This window comes from Microcoleus sp. AS-A8 (genome assembly GCA_039962225.1).
Classification (GTDB): Bacteria; Cyanobacteriota; Cyanobacteriia; order Cyanobacteriales; family Coleofasciculaceae; genus Allocoleopsis.
This window is the reverse complement of record JAMPKV010000005.1, coordinates 277,372-296,615: the sequence shown is the minus strand read 5'-3', so window position 1 is coordinate 296,615 and position 19,244 is coordinate 277,372. Positions and strand designations below refer to the sequence as shown.

The following is a 19,244-nucleotide window of genomic DNA, read 5'->3' as shown; positions in this document are numbered from 1 at the left end:
CTTCCTAATGCTCACCAAATCCCGTCCCGCATTGCCTCTCCCTTAAGAGGGGCCTTGCTGGAGTTCCACGTCATGATGATCATCAATATTGACTGTTCCTTAACTTAAACGGATGCCTTGCCGTTTCAACAAGCCTCCTCAATCTGACTGACACGGCGCAAGTTTAAGATGTCACTCATTTTTTTGATTTGGCAAAAGCTACGCTCCAGTTGTTGATGATCGCAAATGTCGATACACATATCGATGACCGCCGGCCTTCCTTCTTGAGTTCTGACCTGGGCATTGCGAACATTGATATTTTGGTCACTCAAGCGAGATAAGATATCTTTGAAAACGCCAACTCGGTCAATGACCTCGATTTGAATATTCACCGGGTAAGTTTGGGGACGCCCATGAGCGACATCGGTGGGATTCCAACTCACAGGTATGACCCGTTCTCCAGGTACGCTCTCCACATTCAGACAACCCTGGCGATGAATGGAAATGCCGCGTGTGCGCGTCACGACTCCAATAATCGCTTCACCCGGAATAGGATTACAGCAACCCGCTAGGTGATGGAGTAACCCTTCGACGCCAGCAATGGGTTCGATTTTTTTCGCCCCTGCCGTTGATGCAGGTTTAGCTGCCGGTATTTGGGGAACTGGAGGCTCTTGGGGTTCTGTTTCTAGGGGTTGCCGAGCTTTTACGGCTTCCCGCAGACGCTTGACAACTAAGTTTAAGGTCAACTCGCCGTAACCCAACGCAGCTAGTAAATCTTCGACGCTGTGGTAGTTACATCGCTCTGCCGCGGCCTGCATGGGTTCAGATTTGAGCAAAGCCTCAAAGCCTCTTTTGCCCAGTTCTTTTTCCAGGAGTTCTTTCCCGCGAGCCACATTGGCGTCCCGATGCGATCGCTTGTACCATTGCCGAATCCGATTTCGGGCACTAGGTGTGGCCACAAAGTTCAGCCAATCCAGACTGGGATGGCTATTTTCTTTGGTGATAATCTCCACAATATCCCCGTTATTCAAGGGAGTATCCAGTACCCTCCACCGTCCATTCACGCGAGCACCGGCACAATGGTTCCCGACTTCCGAGTGAATGCGGTAAGCAAAATCAACGGGTGTTGCTCCGCGCGAGAGCGGAATCACATCTCCATTCGGCGTAAACACATAAACATCATCATCAAATAAATTGTCTTTGATGGTGTCCATGTATTCCTGAGCATCTTTCAGGTCATTCTGCCATTCCAGTAACTGCCGCAGCCAAGTAAACTTTTCATCTTCCGCCGAAATTCGGTTATTACTGGAGCCACCGCTTTCCTTGTACTTCCAGTGTGCGGCAATTCCATATTCAGCGATCTGATGCATTTCCAGGGTGCGAATTTGCACCTCAATTGGACGACCCGATGGCCCAATCACCCCGGTATGCAAAGACTGATAGCGGTTCGGCTTCGGTAAACCGATGTAGTCTTTAAACCGGCCTGGAATCGGTCGAAAAGCATCGTGAACGACCGCTAATGCCCGATAACAATCTTCCTTCGTCTGCAAAATTAGTCGCATAGCAGCTAGATCGTAAATTTCATGAAATCCCTTTTGCTGCCGTTGCATTTTTTGATATATTCCATAGAGGTGCTTGGGACGCCCACTAACCTCTAGGCAATGAATTTCAGTGGACTCCATGCGTTCCCGCAAAATTTCTCCGACCTTACTTAAGCGAGTTTCCCGATCCGTTCGTCGCTCTGCCACCAGTTGTTGCATCTGCCGATAGGATTCGGGTTCGAGATACTTAAACGCCAAATCTTCTAGCTCCCATTTGACGCGCCCAATTCCCAGGCGATTGGCTAGAGGTGCGAAGATTTCTCGTGTTTCTTGGGAGATACTACGCTGTTTCGGCGGACTCAAGTGTTCTAATGTCCGCATATTGTGCAGTCTATCTGCCAATTTCACCACAATCACCCGAATATCGGCGGCCATGGCAAGGAACATGCGGCGGAAATTTTCCGCTTGACGTTCGGTTTTACTGGAGAAGTTAAACTTAGAAAGTTTGGTTACGCCTTCCACCAGCCGCCGAACCTCGACTCCAAATCGAGATTCTATCTCTTCGGGAGTGACTTCTGTATCCTCAACCACATCGTGTAGAAACCCAGCGGCAATCATCACGCTGCTGCCGCCTAAATCCCGTAACAAACCCGCCACTGCTACAGGATGAGCAATGTAAGGTTCTCCTGAGGCTCGGTACTGACCCTCATGCAGTTGGTAAGCAAATTCAAAAGCTCGACTGATTAGGTTAATATCGTCAGGGACTGGTTCATTAGCGGCGGCGGAGGTGGCTAAGATACATTCGTGTAACCAATCTGGAACATCGAAGTTAAACCGGGAAGTGGTAGCGATAGCGTCCATAATTCTTTGTCTAACCAATAAAAAATAGAAATGAGTTTAGCGCAACTGCCTTGAGATTATCAGTAGTGATCTGTTCGGTTGGTTCAATTTCTTCCTTTCTTATCAAGGTAACGTGTTAGAGAATGAAGCTTTGTACGCTCCGTCAAGCGGTTTAAGAGCGTAGGCTGACACGATGGGGACATGAGTGAGTGTACTTGAAGCGAGAAGACTCCTCGGCTCATCTCATCGCTTCGTCGTCAATAACAGCCTGCTCTCTGGTTTGAGCCTTGAGGAGCGGGCTGTGGAGTGACTCGAACCAAGCGTGCAGCCTAAACTGTAATTTTCGGATTAGTGACTGGGGATCGGGGATCGGTGATGGAGGTTTGGGTTCCCAGCCGCCATCGTCCCTAATGCCCATCGGCGCTTGAGTTAGAAGGGACTCCGAGTGCCCCAGTTCCCAGTCCCTAAAAGTCACGCAATACGATTCAGACTGCAACTTGGTGTTAATCGCCTTTATTAGTAAAGACAAAATTCTTTACATTGATTTTAAACCAACACGAGCCAGAATGTTGCCACTATTACATTTCCAACAGTATCAGGCGTTTCAACAGGCTTTGGAACAACAGCTCAAGACGATTACAGTTCCCGATTGGCAGGAAGTAGCACTCCGAGATAGTTACCAAAACGTTCAACAACTGTTTCACAGTCAAATTGCGAGGCTGAGTGCAGAGGACTTCGCACCCGAACATGCACCTCGATGGCAATCGCTTCAGACGGAAATTTATAAACAAATGCGGCTATTGGAGACCGATATGATGCTGTTGCAGGCATCGCGCAGTTCTACAACATCCCAGCGTCGGGTTTTGAGCGTGCGCGATCGCCTCAATACCCTGATTCAATACTGCCAAGCGTTGCTTCAACTCTAACACTGCCCGGACAATAGGGATCATATTACTGGTGTTAAAGTACTCATCATCAAAACAGAGTGGAACAGGGGAGAACAATTAATAAGATGGTGTAAACGGAAGCGATATTAGGTATCCCCATAAGATCGTCACTCTCGCGCATTCTCCAGTAGATTGAAAAGGGAAAGTAGACATTTTGAGGAAGAAAAATCTGTGCAGTGTCCGAAATGCAAGAAGGTAATGCTATTGGACGGTGTTCTAAGCGAGGATTTGGCTGTCAAGTACTGCCAGGAGTGCAAAGGCACCTGGATTCCCGCCAAGGAGTACGAAGCTTGGCAGACTGATCAAATTGGAAATCCACAGAGAACAGAGGTGCCCTCTGGAACGATCAATGTGGATTTTGTTCTGTCTCCTTTCGATACAAAAGCCGCCTTGTGTCCAGAGTGTCAGCGCTATCTTTCTCGCGCTAAGGTTAACCTCAAGACGCCGTTTTATGTAGAGCGATGTATGCAGTGCCGGGGGATTTGGTGCGATTACGGAGAGTGGGATGTTCTGGAGCAACTCGGCTTGCATACAACCATTGAGCAGTTATTTTCTAATGAATGGCAGTCACGAACTCGAGAGCGGCAATTCTTTGATCAAGAGCGTCAAGCCACCATCGACAAACTAGGGAGCGAACTGGCTACCAGTGTGTTTGAACTTGCTGACGCTTTAGCCCAGCATCCTAACGGAGATTTTGGTGTTGCCTACTTGATGCGGCGAGTCACAGCTAACCGTCAACCCCCTAATGCCAAAACTCAACAGTAAGGAAAAGGATGAGAATGTTCAACGTTAAGAGGTTGAAGGTTGAAGGACTACAAGTCCTCACAGACGAATGATATGATGTCCGGCTGATTACCCTTACCCTTAATAAAAGTATGTTTGTAGTGATCGCTTGGGCACCCATTCCCAGAGAACTCACATTCCTCACTACGAACTCCCGCATCGTGTAGTTCTAGAGAGCGGACATGATATGATGCATGACTAACAATGAGTGAAGCCCTGTTTTGTGTAGAGAATTTGCGGGTTGCCTATCCCAACAGCCGTTCGGTGACAATGAATCGCTGGGCGGTTGATGATGTCTCTTTTACCTTGGATGCTGGGGAACGCCTGGGATTGGTGGGAGAATCCGGTTGTGGCAAGTCAACGTTGGGACGGGCGGCAATGCGCTTGTTACCCGCTTCCACCCAAATTGAGGGGCGGGTGAGGTTTGCAGGGCAGTCAGTTTTTGATTTGACACCCAAACAGCTGCGTCAGTTTCGCGGGGAAGCGGTGGCGTTGGTGTTTCAAGACCCCATGACTCGACTTGACCCCCTCATGACGATTGGGGAACACTGCATTGAAACCTTGAGGGCACACCAACCGCAGTTGAATCGAAGCCAATGCAAGGCAAGGGCGCTGGAAACACTGGATGCGGTGAAAATTCCCGCCAACCGTTGGTCGCAGTATCCCCATGAGTTTAGTGGCGGGATGCGGCAACGTGTGGCGATCGCACTGGCTCTATTGCTGAATCCCAAACTGATTGTGGCAGATGAACCCACCACATCGCTAGATGTCACGGTTTCCGCCCAGATTTTAAAAGAATTAACGCGACTGTGCCAGGAACGAGAGATGGCGCTGTTACTGATTTCTCACGACTTGGCAATGGTTGGGGAATATTGCGATCGCATTGCGGTCATGTATAACGGACGCATGGTGGAAAGTGGGGCAGTGAAAGCCATATTCCGCCATCCTGAGCATGAGTATACGCGATCGCTCCTACAAGCCGCACTGCATATTCAAGCGGTTGGTGATGAGGAGAATCATACAGAAGGGGAGAATTCCCTATCCAAAAGCGATCCCCCCGTACCTGTCCTGGAAAAAGGGGAGAATCCAAAATCTAAAATCGACAATCCTCTACTGCGGATTAAAAACTTAAAGCAGTATTACACCTTAGAAAGCAATCTGATTGAACAACTGCTTTCCAAAGAGAAGGGGAATCGTGTTATCAAAGCAGTCGATAATGTGAGCTTCGACCTCTATCCAGGTGAAATTTTCGGACTGGTAGGAGAATCAGGCTGTGGGAAAAGTACCCTCTCCCGTACCATTTTGCAGTTGATTCGCCCAACAGCAGGCACCGTTGAATTTATGGGACAGAATTTAGCCCAAATGGATCGCCAATCCTTAAGGGCAATTCGCCGTCAAATTCAAATGGTATTTCAAGACCCTCATGCTTGTCTTAATCCTTTAATGACGGTGGGGCAAAGTATTGCTGATCCCTTATTTATTCACCAACTGGCGACCTCCACAGAGGCGAAAAGTCAGGTGAGGCAAATGCTGGAGCGAGTTGGGTTGACCCCCACAGAGGAGTACTCTAATCGCTATCCTGCGGATTTATCGGGGGGACAACAGCAACGAGTGGCGATCGCGCGTGCTTTAATCACCCGCCCCAGTCTGTTAATCTGTGATGAGCCGGTGAGTATGCTGGATGCGAGTGTCCAATCTCAGGTACTGGAGTTGATGCTGGAGTTGAAGCAAGAATTTAACCTCACCTATTTATTCATTACTCATGACCTTTGGTTAGCGAGATTTTTGTGCGATCGCATTGCCGTCATGAATAGTGGTCAAATTGTGGAAATTGGCCCAACTCAGAAACTTTTCACCCATCCCGAGCACCCCTACACTCAGACACTCTTACAATCTGCTCCCCTCCTAGCCACACAGCAACTCTGAAATGGGAATAGGTAGACAAGGAGAAACAAAAAAAGCCCCTGATCCTATTGAATCCGTTAGCATCGCAATTAAATCAGCTTGGGCTTCAAAAACGCTGTGTCACTCTGCGTTACCCTCTGCGTTAAAAAATAGTATTCCCATGCCAACAGATTCGATATCACTCTTGTTCAAGAGCCAATTCCAATTCTTTTTCTAAGAACTTGCGCTGAGCAATTTCTGCTTGTAATTGTTCGTTAACCTGATTCAAGGCTTTGTTGGCTTGACTTAATTGTTCGGTCAGCTTGGCAACCTCAGCTTCTAGTCGCTCATTTTGTCTTTGCAAAAGGGCTTCAGATTGCTGTTGTTCGATATTGTCATGGAAGACAAGAACAGCTCCTAGGACTTTTCCCAGCTCATTTTTAATCGGTGCAGCGCTATCATTAATAGGGATTTCTGTACCCTCTTTAGTAATCAATAAGGTATGGTTTTCTAGCCCTACAATCGTTCCTTGTTGAAGTGCTAATCTTACCGGATTCTCAACAACAGCTCGTGTTTTTTCGTTAATCGTTTGGAAAACATGGGTTAAATCGTTACCCATCACCTCTTCCAAACTCCAGCAAGTTAGCGCTTCGGCAACAGGATTCATAAACGTAATTAAGCCTTGAGAGTCGGTTGTAATCACCGCATCTCCAATACTTTTTAGGGTGGTTGCCAGCCACTCTTCTCTCTCCCGTAACTGTTGCTCCATTTGATATTTATAGAGAGCCACTTCAATTGTTGTGGCTAAATCTCTCGCTTCAAAAGGCTTAAGAATGTACCCATAGGGTTCCGTAAGTTTAGCCCGATTGAGCGTTTCTTCATTGGTGTAAGCAGTTAGATATACAACGGGTATTTGGAATTGAGTACGAATTTGTGCAGCGGCTTCAATTCCATCAACTTTTCCTTCGAGTTTAATATCCATCAAAACCAATTCGGGGCGAGTTTCTTCAACTACAGCAATCACTTCTTCTCCCGAAGCCACATTTGCCACGACATTATAACCTAGCCCTTCCAATCTCCTTTGAATATTCAGGGCAACAATTCCTTCATCCTCAACAATTAACAGTCTAGCTCTCACAATTCTCCTTTTAAGCTTCTGAACTTCGACTCTCTGATAAATCGACTCGAAACTGACTGCCTCTATTTCGATCAATTTCAATTGTGCCTTTCAATTGTTTTGTCAGAACTTTCACTAACTGAAGTCCTAAAGACTTAACATTTTTTAAGTCCCAATCCATAGGTAAACCCACGCCATCATCTTTGACGATCAAGGTCAAATGCTGGTGATGCCCAGAGTGTAGAGAGATACTGATTGTCCCCCTTTGGTTATCGGGGAAAGCATACTTGAGTGCATTAGAGACTAACTCGTTAATAATTAACCCGCAAGGAATTGCGGTGTCAATATTGAGATTAACTTCATCAATATTTAGTTTTAAGGTGATATTGCCTGAATTTAATCCGTAGGCTTTGAACAAATATTTAACCAAGCTTTCAGTATACTCAGCAAAATTAATTTTGGCAAAGTTCTTAGATTGATACAGTTTTTCATGAACGAGAGCCATTGATTTAACGCGATTTTGACTCTCTCGAAACACCTCTAGCATCGTGAATTCTTCAATTTGCTGAGATTGTAAGTCGAGCAGGCTGGAAATTACCTGTAAGTTATTTTTAACTCGATGGTGAATTTCTTGAAGTAAGACTTCTTTTTCCCGTAGCGACGCTTGAATTTGGGCTTCTGCCAGTTTACGTTCTGTAATATCAATTCCCACTGAAACAGCAAGGGAATTCTGATGGTACTTTTGAGTGGCAATCAAATAATGTCGGGTCGCGGTATTGACTTTTGCTTCAACGACGTGGTGACCTGTTGGGGCAGAGTCGGCGAGGAACTGAGTCATAAATTGAGCAAACTCAGGGCTATTTTTGAGAAAACTCAGTTCTTGACCAACAAAAGCATCTGGAGGTAAATTGAAGGTATTAGCCATATACTGGTTAACCCCTAGGTATTTCCCATCAGAACCAACCCAACAAACAAAACCTGGCATGGCATCTAAAACTGCCCGAAGTTGCTCTTTTGTCTGTTGCAGTTCTGACTCCATTGCTTCCAGGGTATTGGCATCAGTCACGACGGCAAAACTACCTTGAGTGAGAATAGTATTTGGATAGAAATTAATTAAATTGCGGATTAACTCGTTCTGGGTTATGAGTGACTTTTGTACCTTATGACGTTCAGCTATTTCTTGTTTGAGAAGTCTTTGGGTTTTCATTAGTTCGGCAGCTTGCTCAGTGACCTGCTTTTTGAGTTGAGCATTAGCTGCCTGTAACTCTAAGTGTACCTGTTCAGTCTCACTCATCTTTTGAGTTCCTCCCTCGTGTAGCCAAAGATTTTTTAAAAAGCTGGATTGCTCTAGATAAAGATTCTTTCTCTAATGGGTTAGTGGCATACGCTTGGAAGCCAATTAAAATATGGAGCAAAATTGCTCTGCTAGTTTTTATATCTGTCTGGATGAGCAAAGAGAATCTACCTTATGCCTGAAACATTTTAAATCAGGGGAGTCTGCGACGGTTGTGCCCTGAGCACAACTGGGATGAAAGACTGGACGCTAGAGGGTATTCATGGGAAGACATTTTGGCTGTGCAATCAACCCGGAGGTAGAGTTGACCGAACGGTCTCCTTTTCGGTTTCCCGTATTGCTAAACCTTTGGGGAAAGAATAAGGTGTTCGTAATTTCCGTCTCAGTGCGGATGATTAAGGGAGTCAGAGTACTGTTCATTATTCTCTAGGCAGAGAATAACCCGACTGATAACAACAGGAGTTTGATAATGCGGATTGCACAAGTTGCGCCATTGTGGGAGCGAGTTCCTCCTCCAGCCTATGGCGGCATTGAACTAGTGGTCGGATTGCTCTCGGATGAACTCGTCAGACGCGGACACGAAGTCACCTTATTTGCTTCTGGGGATTCGATTTCTCTAGCGAAACTTGAATCGGTTCACCCCCAAGCGTTGCGTCTCGACCCCACAATCAAGGAATTCGGTATCTACGAGATGCTGCAAATGAGTCGGGTTTACGAGATGGCGTCTGAGTTTGATATCATCCACTCCCATATGGGCTGTGCAGCTTTGCCCTATGGAAATTTGGTAAAAACGCCCACCGTCCACACCCTACACGGCATTTTTACCCCTGATAACGAAAAACTGTTCACCCACGCCCGGAAACAACCCTACATCAGTATTTCCGACGCTCAGCGGGAGCCAAGATTAAATCTGAACTACGTGGCAACCGTTCATAATGGGATTGACACGAGCCAATACGACTTTTACCCAGAACCCCAAGACCCCCCATACTTAGCCTTTGTGGGACGGATTTCTCCGGAGAAAGGGCCACAATTAGCGATCGAAATTGCCAAACGTTCTGGCTGGCATTTGAAGATGGCAGGTAAGGTGGATGCCGTCGATGTGAAATTTTACGAGCAAGAAATCAAGCCTCTGATTGACGGCAAACAGATTGAGTATTTAGGAGAAGCAACCCACGAACAAAAATGTGACTTGCTCGGAGGCGCAGCCGCAACCCTATTCCCAATTACCTGGCGCGAACCCTTCGGCTTGGTGATGATTGAATCAATGGCAACGGGAACGCCAGTGATTGCGATGAAGATGGGTTCAACACCAGAGGTGATTGCCCACGGTCAAACTGGCTTTTTGTGTGAAACAGTTGAAGAGTGTATAGCGGCGATCGCACCCGCCACTCAGTTGAGCCGTAAGACTTGCCGGGATCATGTCCTGAAGTATTTCAGTGTGGAGCACATGACTGAGGGTTACGAGGCTGTGTATGAGCAAATTTTGGCAGAGCGTTTTACACACAACGGTCATGCCCACAGTTTAAGTCGAGCGTAGCTGGAGCCAAAGGGTATCCACCTTTTTTCGGCTCGTTGTGAACGATAACCGATTCAGGTGGCTGTAAAGCGCCTGTTCGGCAAACCTTAACCTCTAACGCCTCTTCAAATCCCCCCTGAATCAGGGGGGATTTTGCATGGATTGAAGTGAATGCTATAGCTGTCGCCATAGTCGCCATAAAGGTTAGGATTTTCTTTAACGGCTCTGGCGACCACTTACCAGTAATAAACCCTTCTGCCTTCTGTCCTCACTCTCATCTCCGGTTTGCCTTCTGCCTTTTGCTATATTGCCGCTTCAGCTTGCCAACCCTGCCCAGCCGATTTTTTCAGGTACAAAAATGGAGTTCTGGCTAGAGTAGAGTGAATAGGCTTGTGAGGAATCAAGGGCGAGATGCTGCAAGCGGAACAAATCTTAAATGAGCGTTATCAACTCAAACGTAAACTCGGACAAAATGCAGGGCGTCAAACCTGGCTGGCTGAGGATATTGGAGTTTCACCCACTGAATTGGTAGTTGTCAAACTTTTGGCCTTTGGGGGTGAAGTGCAGTGGGATGATTTGAAACTATTTGAGCGGGAAGCACAGGTTCTCAAACAGCTCAACCATCCCCGAATTCCCAAGTATCGCGACTACTTTTCGATTGATGAGCGATCGCTGTGGTTTGGATTAGTACAAGAATATATCCCTGGCATCTCCCTTAAGGAACAGCTAAATCAAGGTAAACGCTTTAGCCAAAAGCAAATTCATAAGATTGCAGTCGATATCCTGAAAATCCTGGAGTTTCTCCACCAACTCAATCCCGCCGTACTGCATCGAGACATCAAACCCAGCAATTTGATCTGGGGTGAGGACGATGAGGTTTACTTGGTGGATTTTGGCGCAGTGCAAGACCGCGCGGCAAAAGAGGGAGCGACGTTTACGGTTGTGGGAACCTACGGCTATGCACCGATGGAACAGTTTGGGGGTAGAGCCATACCCGCTTCCGACCTTTATGCCTTGGGGGCGACGTTAATTCATCTCCTAACTGGGACGGCACCGGGTGACTTGCCCCAACGGAACTTGTGCATTTGTTTTGAAGACCGAGTAACCCTGAATCCTAGGGTGATGAACTGGATTAAGAAACTGACTGAACCCGCTCCTGAGAAACGTTTTAAGAGTGCGACGGAGGCACTCTCTGCGTTGAAATCCGGTAGGGAACTCAACCCGCATCCGAATGGTAGAGACATTTCGGCGGAATTTGGTCTTCAGACAACGGCCTCTACTATAGTGAATAATAATTCCGGACAGGGGAATCTGTTTGATAATTCTGTGCCTATCCCGGATGAAATTCAAGGCTGGAATTGGGGCGCTTTTTTCTTACCTCATATTTGGGCGATCACCAATCAAGTTTGGATTGGTCTGTTCGCCTTTGTCCCCATCCTTGGTACGGTCATGGGATTTGTATTAGCCGCTAAAGGGAATGAGTGGGCATGGAAAAGTAGAAGATGGTACAGTATTGAACAATTTAAAGACCATCAGAAAGCGTGGACGAAAGCCGGTCTTTTCATTGGAATCCCTATGGTTTGGATTCCTGCACTCTATACACTTTTCAGTTTATTTTAGTTTGAATAACTGAATCAATTCCTGTCAGCTAGGATTAGAAAAGTTGGGCTTCAAAGGAATCAACCCAGATGTTGCAAGCGGAACAAATCTTAAATGAGCGCTACCAACTCAAGCGCAAACTAGGGCAAAATGTGGGGCGTCAAACCTGGCTGGCGGAAGATATTGGAGTCTCACCCCCTGAATCGGTGATTGTCAAACTTCTGACCTTTGGGGGTGAGGTGCAGTGGGATGATTTGAAACTATTTGAGCGAGAAGCACAGGTTCTCAAACAACTCAACCATCCCCGAATTCCCAAATATCGCGACTACTTTTCCATTGATGAGCGATCGCTGTGGTTTGGGTTAGTGCAAGAATATATTCCTGGCATCTCTCTTAAGGAACAACTCAATCAAGGCAAATACTTTACCGAAGACGAAATCGTTTACATCATTGCTGTTGATGTTCTGGCAATTCTAGAATTTCTCCATCAGCTAAATCCTGCCGTGTTGCATCGTGATATCAAACCCAGCAACCTTATTTGGGGTGAGGACGATCGCATTTATTTGGTAGATTTCGGGGCAGTGCAGGATCGAGGCGCGAGAGAGGGAGCCACGTTTACCGTGGTGGGAACCTACGGTTATGCCCCAATGGAACAGTTTTCCGGTAGGGCGGTACCCGCGTCTGACCTTTATGCTCTGGGAGTGACGTTAATTCATTTGCTCACAGGGACTGCGCCCGTTGATTTACCACAGCGAAACCTGCGTATTTGTTTTGAAGAGCAAGTGACCCTGACGCCTAAGGTCGTGAACTGGCTCAAAACGCTGACTGAACCTGCTCCTGAGCAACGTTTTAAGAGTGCGGCTCAGGCTCTTTCGGCGTTGGAATCCGCTTTAACGCCCAGCATCACCAAAGACAACTCAACAATAGAACGACAGGTATTGAATAATTCAGGACATGGCAATATCTTGGATTCTGCGGTACCTGTACCCAATGAAATCAAAGGCTGGAATTGGGGCGCTTTTTTGATGCCTTGGTTTTGGCCATTCACCAATCAAGTTTGGATCGGCCTTTTCTCCTATGTCCCCAATTGCCAGTTGATCATGGCACTAGCACTGGGTGCTAAAGGCAATGAGTGGGCTTGGAAAAGCCGAAGATGGCGGAGTATTGAACAATTCAAAGCCCATCAACGACGCTGGGTGGTTGCTGGCATGTGTTTTTGGGGCAGTCTGTCAGCGCTCGGAATAGTCACGTTGCTTGAGGCTTTATGAAGCCAAATACGGCTTCGCTTTACACAAAATTGATGAATTCTGAGTCATTTACTTACGGAATCAGTACGAATCACGCTGGACTAATGATTAGGGATAAGGATAAGGATGCAAGAATCAGATGCTGCAAGCGGAACAGGTTTTACAGGAGCGCTATCAGCTCAAACAACAATTAGGACAAAATGTAGGACGTCAAACTTGGCTGGCGGATGACTTGCAATCCATATCATCTGAATCCGTAATTGTCAAGCTATTGCCCTTTGGCGGCGAGGTGCAATGGGATGATTTGAAACTCTTTGAACGGGAAGCACAGGTTCTCAAGCAGCTCAATCATCCTCGCATTCCCCAATACCGCGATTATTTCTCGATTGATGACCGTTTGCTGTGGTTTGGTTTGGTGCATCACTATATCCCTGGTGTCTCTCTCAAGGAGTTGCTCAATCAGGGGAAACGCTTTTCAGAACAGCAAGTTCGCCAAATCGCGATCGATGTTTTAGAGATTCTGATTTATCTGCATGGGTTAAATCCGCCCGTACTCCATCGGGACATTAAGCCGAGTAATTTAATCTGGGGTGAAGATCAGCAAGTCTATTTGGTGGATTTTGGAGCCGTGCAAGACCGAGCGGCACAAGAGGGAGCCACCTTTACAGTCGTGGGGACTTATGGCTATGCTCCCATGGAACAGTTTGGCGGTAGAGCGGTACCGGCTTCTGACCTTTATGCCCTGGGAGCCACCTTAATTCATTTACTCACGGGTATGGCTCCGGCGGACTTACCCCAAGATGATTTACGGATTCAGTTTAGCGATAAAGTCAATCTCAGTCCCCACTTTGTAAGCTGGATTGAAAAACTCACCGAACCCTCTCTCAAACGACGGTTTAGCACGGCAAAAGCAGCCCTGAGTGCACTCCAATCCAATAGTATTGAGCATCCAGCGAATTCTAGGCGGCCTTCCTCTTCCTCTGGGGGGAGAATGATTCCGCCCTACGGGACTCGCGTTGAGGTCGATAAGTCTCCCGAACGGTTGCACATTCTCATCCCTGAACGTCGGGGAAAGGGCAACGCAGGACTCTTACAACTCGGCGGTTACCTGACGCTGTTCATGGCAGGCATTCTTTGGTTGACCTTGAAGGTAGGGACGCCTGTGATTAGTTTTCCGTTTTTGTTTTTCCTGGTTGTTCTGGCGATTAGAGCCATCCGGTTTTATTACCAACGCACTCTCGTGGCGTTTGACCGCAACAGCAACCGTTTTGAGTTAGAGTGGCGCTGGTTTGGTCATAGTGTCAGTCGCTATAAAGGGGCGATTTCTCAGCTTTCATACGTCTGTTGCTCTAGGAGTAAAAAGAGTTCAGAAGTGATGCTCACAGGCGTGAGTTCCACTTCATACTCCTTTGGTCAGGGTTTGACGGAATATGAGTGTGCTTGGTTGGCTCAAGAAATTCAAACCTGGCTGAACTTTAAGTAAGTGCCACCTCAGCATCGAGGGGAACGGAGGCATGAACTAGGGTTAAAAGAGGGCCAGCTTGATCCGTACCACTCACGGCTAAGTCACTGTGACACAGGTAAACCCGCTCACCCGCACGACCTAATAAATTCCGTAAAATTCGCTGTAATCGCTCATTATTTGCATTGATTTTATCCTCCTCTGTCCAGGGTTGTCCCGACCATTGTTTGAGAAAAATCTCGGCTCCAAACAGGGTAGCGGCACCCCCACTCAACCACAGGGGGGAACCGGCATCCAGCCAAAACTGCCAACGATGAGAACGGCGACTGGCGCGGTATTGGAAAATTGTCGCTAATGTCACGGCATTGTTAGCGGCTGGGGAGAGGCGACGCACTGGGTAGGGATTGGCGGTAACGGTACCACGACGCAGCATTTGAATGAATTGGGCAATGGTTTGAGTTGAGGTGAGCAGGTTTAATGGGGTTGAAGGTGGTACGTTGGTCGGTTGAAGGTTATCTTCCAAATTGGCAACTTTCAACTCTTGTCGCAGGCGTCCGTCTACTTCCCAATAGTGTTGAGCGGTTTCCATCAGTTCCCGCAATGCGGCGATCGCATCATAGGGAAGGTTACTCCCATTCCATAAGAATTTCTGAATGGCTCGGTCGAGAACCACTACACACGAGGGAATCAAACGCTGTTGTTGTTGTACTCGCTGCACCTCTAACCACTCTACAATTTCCCCATAAGCGGCGGTTGCCCGATGTCCCAGGCGATCCCAGCGCATAAAGGACTCGACGGGGAGTAAGCGCGGGTGTTCGGGGTTGGGGGAATAGCAATAATCGGCTAACAAACCCGCACGCACGGGGTCGATGTGGGGAATGGGAAATGGGACATTGGCGTTTTGATGTTTACTTTCTTCTTGTCCCCAGTCCCCTGGCTTTTGGCTGAGAACAACGAGCATTTCTGCGATCGCATCTCGGTCTACTAAGCGTCCCAAACCCGGATAAATCATGGCTACAAGGGTTAAGAGTGCCCGAATCATCGGGGAACTAATCAGCGGACGTTGGTCGTTGAGCGGTTCTACCGAGATGCCTTGCTTGGTGAGAATATCGCTGAGAACGTAACGTGCAATCTCATCTAAACCCGGTGCAATCACGGCAATCTCTCCCGGCTGAATTTGCCCCGATTTCACATGCTCCGTTATGATTTCAGCCGTCTGCCGTAACAAGGCGGCGCGGGAGGTGGTTTGAATCGATTGGATGGAGGTGGGTAGATTGGCGGTTGGGATGGGTTCGATCACGAGGTTCACCACATCCTCGGCAAAATTGGACAAAGAGGGAACCGGTGTACCTGTTAAGGTTTTGACCTGGCAACGCCCTGCTATACCCTCTAAATAGTTGGGGTCGGCATTTAATCCCAAGCGTACCTTGCCATCTGGATTATAGGTAAAGGCTCCCACGGCTCCTTGGTTTAATAAGATATCGAACAAATCTCGTGCGATCGCAGGATAATCATCCACATCATCTGCCAGTACCGCTTGGTAGCGTTGCTGCAAATAAGGCTGATACGTTGGGTTGGGTAGCAAATGACGCCAATAAAGCTCACAGATGATGCCATACGTCAGTAACCCCCGCTCCATGCACCAGCGCCGCCAGTCCAAGAGCATCTCTCCCACCGCGTCCCATACCTCTGGAGTTCCCTCTTGTTCCAGAATGCCCTGTTTCAGAAGGGTCGGAACATCCTCAATCGGTGTTCCACTCACCGCCGCTAACAGCAACAAGTCCAACAGACGGCGAACTTTTGTATCCTCATTGCTTCCCGGTAGCGCTTGACTCCATTGTTCGATGCCGTTTCGCCACAGTTCTTTGGCCAACGCCTGCTCGGTTTCGGGACGGAGTCGCAGGGGAAACTGTGCTCTGAGATGCAACGGCTGGATTAAGAGGGGCCAAAAGAGCATGACTTCATCCTGAAAGAAGCCCAAAGGGGTCTTAGAGCGAATGGGATATCGCCCCTGGATGGCCATTGTCAATTGTTCCGTCAAATCCCGCCGATTATCGTCATTTGCCGCAAAAACTAAGATAGCGGGAGCCATTCTCCGGTCGCGACGAGTTATAGGAGAAGCGCGTCGGAAGGTCGGTTTTGTTTGACCTCGTTCTTGTTCAACCCATTGTCGAAACTGAGATACAAGGTGAGTTGTCTTACCACTACGAGTTGAACCAGTTATCCAAATAGAATCTAACTTCACAAATCCTCCTTAAGGTTATTTGTTAAGATACTACGTACACTAGATGTAAAAGTTAGCGTTTTTCAGGGTGCCCGAAAGCACTTGTCATCTGAAGTATGAAGTATGAACTACGAAACCCTTTTGGGATTAGGAGAGTCGGCTCAACTCGTCTGGTTGGGCATTCTTGACGGTGGGGGATTAAGATTTCCTGACTGTTGGATTAAGTAGAAATTATTTTTACTCGTCATCCTTTAGACCGTCTACAATACTTCCTGTTGAAAAATTATTTTTTCTTATGAGTTTCCAATCGATCTTCCGCGCTGCCAACCAATGGTTTTTCGGTACCCCTGAAAGAGCGTTAGACCAGGCATACCGAGCTGCCTTAATGATTAAGGCTATTGAAGATGAGCATTTTAATGGCAAAAAAATTTCGGCCAATTCGGGTGAATATAGTGATAGTGTCATCTCTTATTTTGAAGCTGACCTTAAAAAATATTTAAATACGACAAAGATTAGACTGGCTGAATTTAAAAGCAGTCGCTCTGTATTTAGTGCATCGGAAGCTAATAAATTAGAAAACAGACGGAAGAATTTTAACCCATCCTCTCTCAATATTGATTTAGATAATGAGCAACAATCAATTATTATTGAAAAATTAAATTTTATTGACAAAACAATCAAGAAATATTCAGAACCTGCACGTCTGGATAAATCTTTAGTTCCCTTATCGCAGTTCCAAGGGAAACAAATCGTTCCATCTGGCCCTAATCAATCTCTGACTACTGAGATTAATGAGGAAGTCCGGTCTTTGCAGCAAGGGGCTGTGACTAAAAATACAGCCGTGCCAGATATTGAGACGGTGGCAGATAAAACGGGTGTACTCCCTCGCTCCATTTTAAGAACGTTTAATAGACTGCAACAAGAATTAGACCCAAAAGCCGAAGAAGAAGTTGTTAAGAATTTTCGGAATTCTAAACGTAAAACGATATTCTCCTTAAAATTTATTTTGACATTAATTATTGTTCCTATTCTAACTCATCAAATTGCCAAAACCTTTATTTTTGGGCCCATTATAGATGGTTTTAGAAATGAACATCAAAACCCATCTGCCATTTTCTTGAACCTGCAAATGGAAGAAGAAGCCTTTAGCGAATTAAAGCTATTTGAAGAAGAACTCAAATTTAAAAGCTTAATTGGTTTGACTCCTAAAATTACTTCAGAAGAGATAGAAGAGCAAGTTAAGGAGAAAGCCACTTTACTGGCAGAGGAATTTCGAGAGAAGGGGAGCAATTCGATTAAAAATATCTTTGCTGATCTCTTATCAATGGCCAGTTTTGCATTAGTTATCGTCAGTAGTAAGCAAGAGATTTTTATTTTAAAATCCTTTATGGACGATTTAGTCTATGGTCTTAGTGATAGCGCTAAAGCTTTTATCATTATTTTGTTAACTGACATATTTGTGGGATTCCACTCACCCCATGGTTGGGAAGTTATTCTCAAAGGGGTATCCCAACATCTAGGAATACCAGAAAATCAAGATTTTATATTTTTGTTTATTGCCACCTTTCCAGTGATTTTGGATTCCGTCTTTAAGTACTGGATTTTCCGCTATTTAAATCGGGTTTCTCCTTCGGCAGTGGCTACCTATCGGAATATGAACGAATGATGATGGAGGGGAACGGGTAAAGGTTTTTAAGCTAATGTGCATAAAGGATGGCATCACTATCTCCCCCATCTTTGCAGCTTCCCCATTTTCTGACCCTGCAACTTGAATTGGGAGGTGTGACCTTGCACTTCAAAAAAACAAAAAAGGGCAAACTTACACGTCTGCCCTATCTAGTCTCCCGAAAAACTTGCTAAGAAGCCTTCTGGGTTAGTCCTCTGATCTCTATACCCATTCTGGGTGAAAGATTTATGATTTTTCCGGAGAAAGCTTTATAAGGTTAAAGGTTATTTTTGACCCGTAACTTCTTCTAAGCGCTCGCCAATAATTTCTTCAACTGATTCAACTTTGGTATTTCCTGGGTTCTTCATCTTATCGATGTCAGCGGCTCCCTGAACCTCGTTAAGACGACCCTCATTGGATTTTTGTATGACTGTTTCAGCCGAAAGCAGGTCTTGATCACCTTCTCGAATAGCGCTCTTTTGGGCTCCCTCTTCAATCCCTAAAAGTTGGTCTTCACCCTTTGTCACGTCACTGGACTGTGCAGGCTTATCTTGAGCAAAGGGATTAGGTAGACTGTAAGCAGGCGTTACATTAGAAAACAGAATCAAAGCGCAAGCAAAAGCTGCTACAACCATGCTCAGAGAACGCCACAAAGCCGAAAGGGTAAAGCGGATAGGTGTCATAAGTTCCTCCAAATTTTTTTTGAACACTGAACAATTTAGGTGGTTGACCTGTTCAGAACATCAAATATATCAAACTACACTTATTGATTTTATGCAAATTAATCGACCTAGTTCATCTATAGCTAGGTAGATTAGTTGATATACATCTAGGAAGATTTATCAACCGCTTTGCAAAACTTAATGCAATTGGTTGTTTCAGCCACTCTGCACTAGATACTACGAACTCCAATGCCTTTCTGCCTCAGGTGCGCTCTGAGTAACCAGTCCCATCCAGCGCAGGATTGCTAAGGCTTCCCTAATCTGCGCTGTCAGTTTCCCAGGCGCATAAGCCCTTAACTTTAGCTTAATATTTCTTTAAGCACCGAGAGTTTATCCTCTGTTAATTCGTGAGACTTTTGCAAAAAGTTGATTAACGAACTACAGAGGCTCAGAGAACACAGAGATAGAGAGGAGAGATTA

The 19,244-nt window shown here is 46.4% G+C and carries 14 protein-coding genes; 8 read left to right on the top strand and 6 right to left on the bottom strand.

Annotation, left to right across the window (positions count from 1 at the left end; translation table 11 throughout):
- Positions 1–125 precede the first annotated feature (125 nt).
- Entirely contained in the window at positions 126–2,381 is a 2,256-nt protein-coding gene (locus NDI48_10415; GenBank protein ID MEP0831620.1) for a bifunctional (p)ppGpp synthetase/guanosine-3',5'-bis(diphosphate) 3'-pyrophosphohydrolase, read from the bottom strand.
- Positions 2,382–2,926: 545 nt separating this feature from the next.
- Between NDI48_10415 and patD the strand changes: the two genes are divergently transcribed.
- From patD to NDI48_10400, 3 genes are all read left to right on the top strand, one after another.
- Positions 2,927–3,286, top strand: a complete 360-nt coding sequence (gene patD / locus NDI48_10410) for a heterocyst frequency control protein PatD (GenBank protein ID MEP0831619.1) — start codon at positions 2,927–2,929, stop codon at positions 3,284–3,286.
- Positions 3,287–3,478: 192 nt separating this feature from the next.
- Positions 3,479–4,072, top strand: a complete 594-nt coding sequence (locus NDI48_10405; GenBank protein ID MEP0831618.1) for a zf-TFIIB domain-containing protein — start codon at positions 3,479–3,481, stop codon at positions 4,070–4,072.
- Between the two features lie 222 nt (positions 4,073–4,294).
- Positions 4,295–6,016, top strand: a complete 1,722-nt coding sequence (locus NDI48_10400; protein ID MEP0831617.1) for an ABC transporter ATP-binding protein — start codon at positions 4,295–4,297, stop codon at positions 6,014–6,016.
- A gap of 157 nt (positions 6,017–6,173) precedes the next feature.
- Here the strand turns inward: NDI48_10400 and NDI48_10395 are convergent, their stop codons facing one another.
- The 3 genes from NDI48_10395 to NDI48_10385 all read right to left on the bottom strand — a co-directional run bounded on the left by NDI48_10395 (position 6,174) and on the right by NDI48_10385 (position 8,805).
- Entirely contained in the window at positions 6,174–7,112 is a 939-nt protein-coding gene (locus NDI48_10395) for a response regulator (protein ID MEP0831616.1), read from the bottom strand.
- 10 nt (positions 7,113–7,122) lie between these two features.
- Positions 7,123–8,385: an ATP-binding protein gene (locus NDI48_10390; GenBank protein MEP0831615.1), complete on the bottom strand. Its 1,263-nt coding sequence runs from the start codon at positions 8,383–8,385 to the stop codon at positions 7,123–7,125.
- A 249-nt stretch (positions 8,386–8,634) separates the two neighbouring features.
- Positions 8,635–8,805, bottom strand: a complete 171-nt coding sequence (locus NDI48_10385; GenBank protein ID MEP0831614.1) for a hypothetical protein — start codon at positions 8,803–8,805, stop codon at positions 8,635–8,637.
- A 49-nt stretch (positions 8,806–8,854) separates the two neighbouring features.
- Between NDI48_10385 and NDI48_10380 the strand changes: the two genes are divergently transcribed.
- The 4 genes from NDI48_10380 to NDI48_10365 all read left to right on the top strand — a co-directional run bounded on the left by NDI48_10380 (position 8,855) and on the right by NDI48_10365 (position 14,233).
- Entirely contained in the window at positions 8,855–9,925 is a 1,071-nt protein-coding gene (locus NDI48_10380; protein MEP0831613.1) for a glycosyltransferase family 4 protein, read from the top strand.
- A 390-nt stretch (positions 9,926–10,315) separates the two neighbouring features.
- On the top strand, positions 10,316–11,524 hold the full coding sequence (locus NDI48_10375) for a serine/threonine protein kinase (GenBank protein MEP0831612.1): 1,209 nt from the start codon (positions 10,316–10,318) through the stop codon (positions 11,522–11,524).
- A gap of 68 nt (positions 11,525–11,592) precedes the next feature.
- Entirely contained in the window at positions 11,593–12,771 is a 1,179-nt protein-coding gene (locus NDI48_10370) for a serine/threonine protein kinase (GenBank protein MEP0831611.1), read from the top strand.
- Between the two features lie 118 nt (positions 12,772–12,889).
- The gene (locus tag NDI48_10365; protein ID MEP0831610.1) at positions 12,890–14,233 is read left to right on the top strand and encodes a serine/threonine protein kinase; all 1,344 of its coding nucleotides are present in this window, start codon (positions 12,890–12,892) and stop codon (positions 14,231–14,233) included.
- Here NDI48_10365 and NDI48_10360 read toward each other — a convergent pair.
- The gene (locus tag NDI48_10360; GenBank protein MEP0831609.1) at positions 14,226–16,457 is read right to left on the bottom strand and encodes a recombinase family protein; all 2,232 of its coding nucleotides are present in this window, start codon (positions 16,455–16,457) and stop codon (positions 14,226–14,228) included. The genes NDI48_10365 and NDI48_10360 overlap by 8 nt on opposite strands.
- A gap of 274 nt (positions 16,458–16,731) precedes the next feature.
- Here NDI48_10360 and NDI48_10355 point away from each other — a divergent pair, with 274 nt between their 5' ends.
- Complete coding sequence (locus NDI48_10355) at positions 16,732–18,102, top strand: proton extrusion protein PcxA (GenBank protein MEP0831608.1); 1,371 nt, start codon at positions 16,732–16,734, stop codon at positions 18,100–18,102.
- 284 nt (positions 18,103–18,386) lie between these two features.
- Here the strand turns inward: NDI48_10355 and NDI48_10350 are convergent, their stop codons facing one another.
- Positions 18,387–18,785, bottom strand: coding sequence for a low temperature-induced protein (locus tag NDI48_10350; GenBank protein MEP0831607.1), 399 nt, complete (start codon positions 18,783–18,785; stop codon positions 18,387–18,389).
- Positions 18,786–19,244: the final 459 nt, after the last annotated feature.

Excerpts from the sequence above, each read along its gene's own strand:
- NDI48_10415 (MEP0831620.1), bottom strand. The coding sequence starts at position 2,381 with ATGGACGCTATCGCTACCACTTCCCGGTTTAACTTCGATGTTCCAGAT.
- patD (MEP0831619.1), top strand. The coding sequence starts at position 2,927 with ATGTTGCCACTATTACATTTCCAACAGTATCAGGCGTTTCAACAGGCT.
- NDI48_10400 (MEP0831617.1), top strand. The coding sequence starts at position 4,295 with ATGAGTGAAGCCCTGTTTTGTGTAGAGAATTTGCGGGTTGCCTATCCC.
- NDI48_10390 (MEP0831615.1), bottom strand. The coding sequence starts at position 8,385 with ATGAGTGAGACTGAACAGGTACACTTAGAGTTACAGGCAGCTAATGCT.
- NDI48_10385 (MEP0831614.1), bottom strand. The coding sequence starts at position 8,805 with ATGAACAGTACTCTGACTCCCTTAATCATCCGCACTGAGACGGAAATT.
- NDI48_10380 (MEP0831613.1), top strand. The coding sequence starts at position 8,855 with ATGCGGATTGCACAAGTTGCGCCATTGTGGGAGCGAGTTCCTCCTCCA.
- NDI48_10375 (MEP0831612.1), top strand. The coding sequence starts at position 10,316 with ATGCTGCAAGCGGAACAAATCTTAAATGAGCGTTATCAACTCAAACGT.
- NDI48_10370 (MEP0831611.1), top strand. The coding sequence starts at position 11,593 with ATGTTGCAAGCGGAACAAATCTTAAATGAGCGCTACCAACTCAAGCGC.
- NDI48_10365 (MEP0831610.1), top strand. The coding sequence starts at position 12,890 with ATGCTGCAAGCGGAACAGGTTTTACAGGAGCGCTATCAGCTCAAACAA.
- NDI48_10355 (MEP0831608.1), top strand. The coding sequence starts at position 16,732 with ATGAGTTTCCAATCGATCTTCCGCGCTGCCAACCAATGGTTTTTCGGT.
- NDI48_10350 (MEP0831607.1), bottom strand. The coding sequence starts at position 18,785 with ATGACACCTATCCGCTTTACCCTTTCGGCTTTGTGGCGTTCTCTGAGC.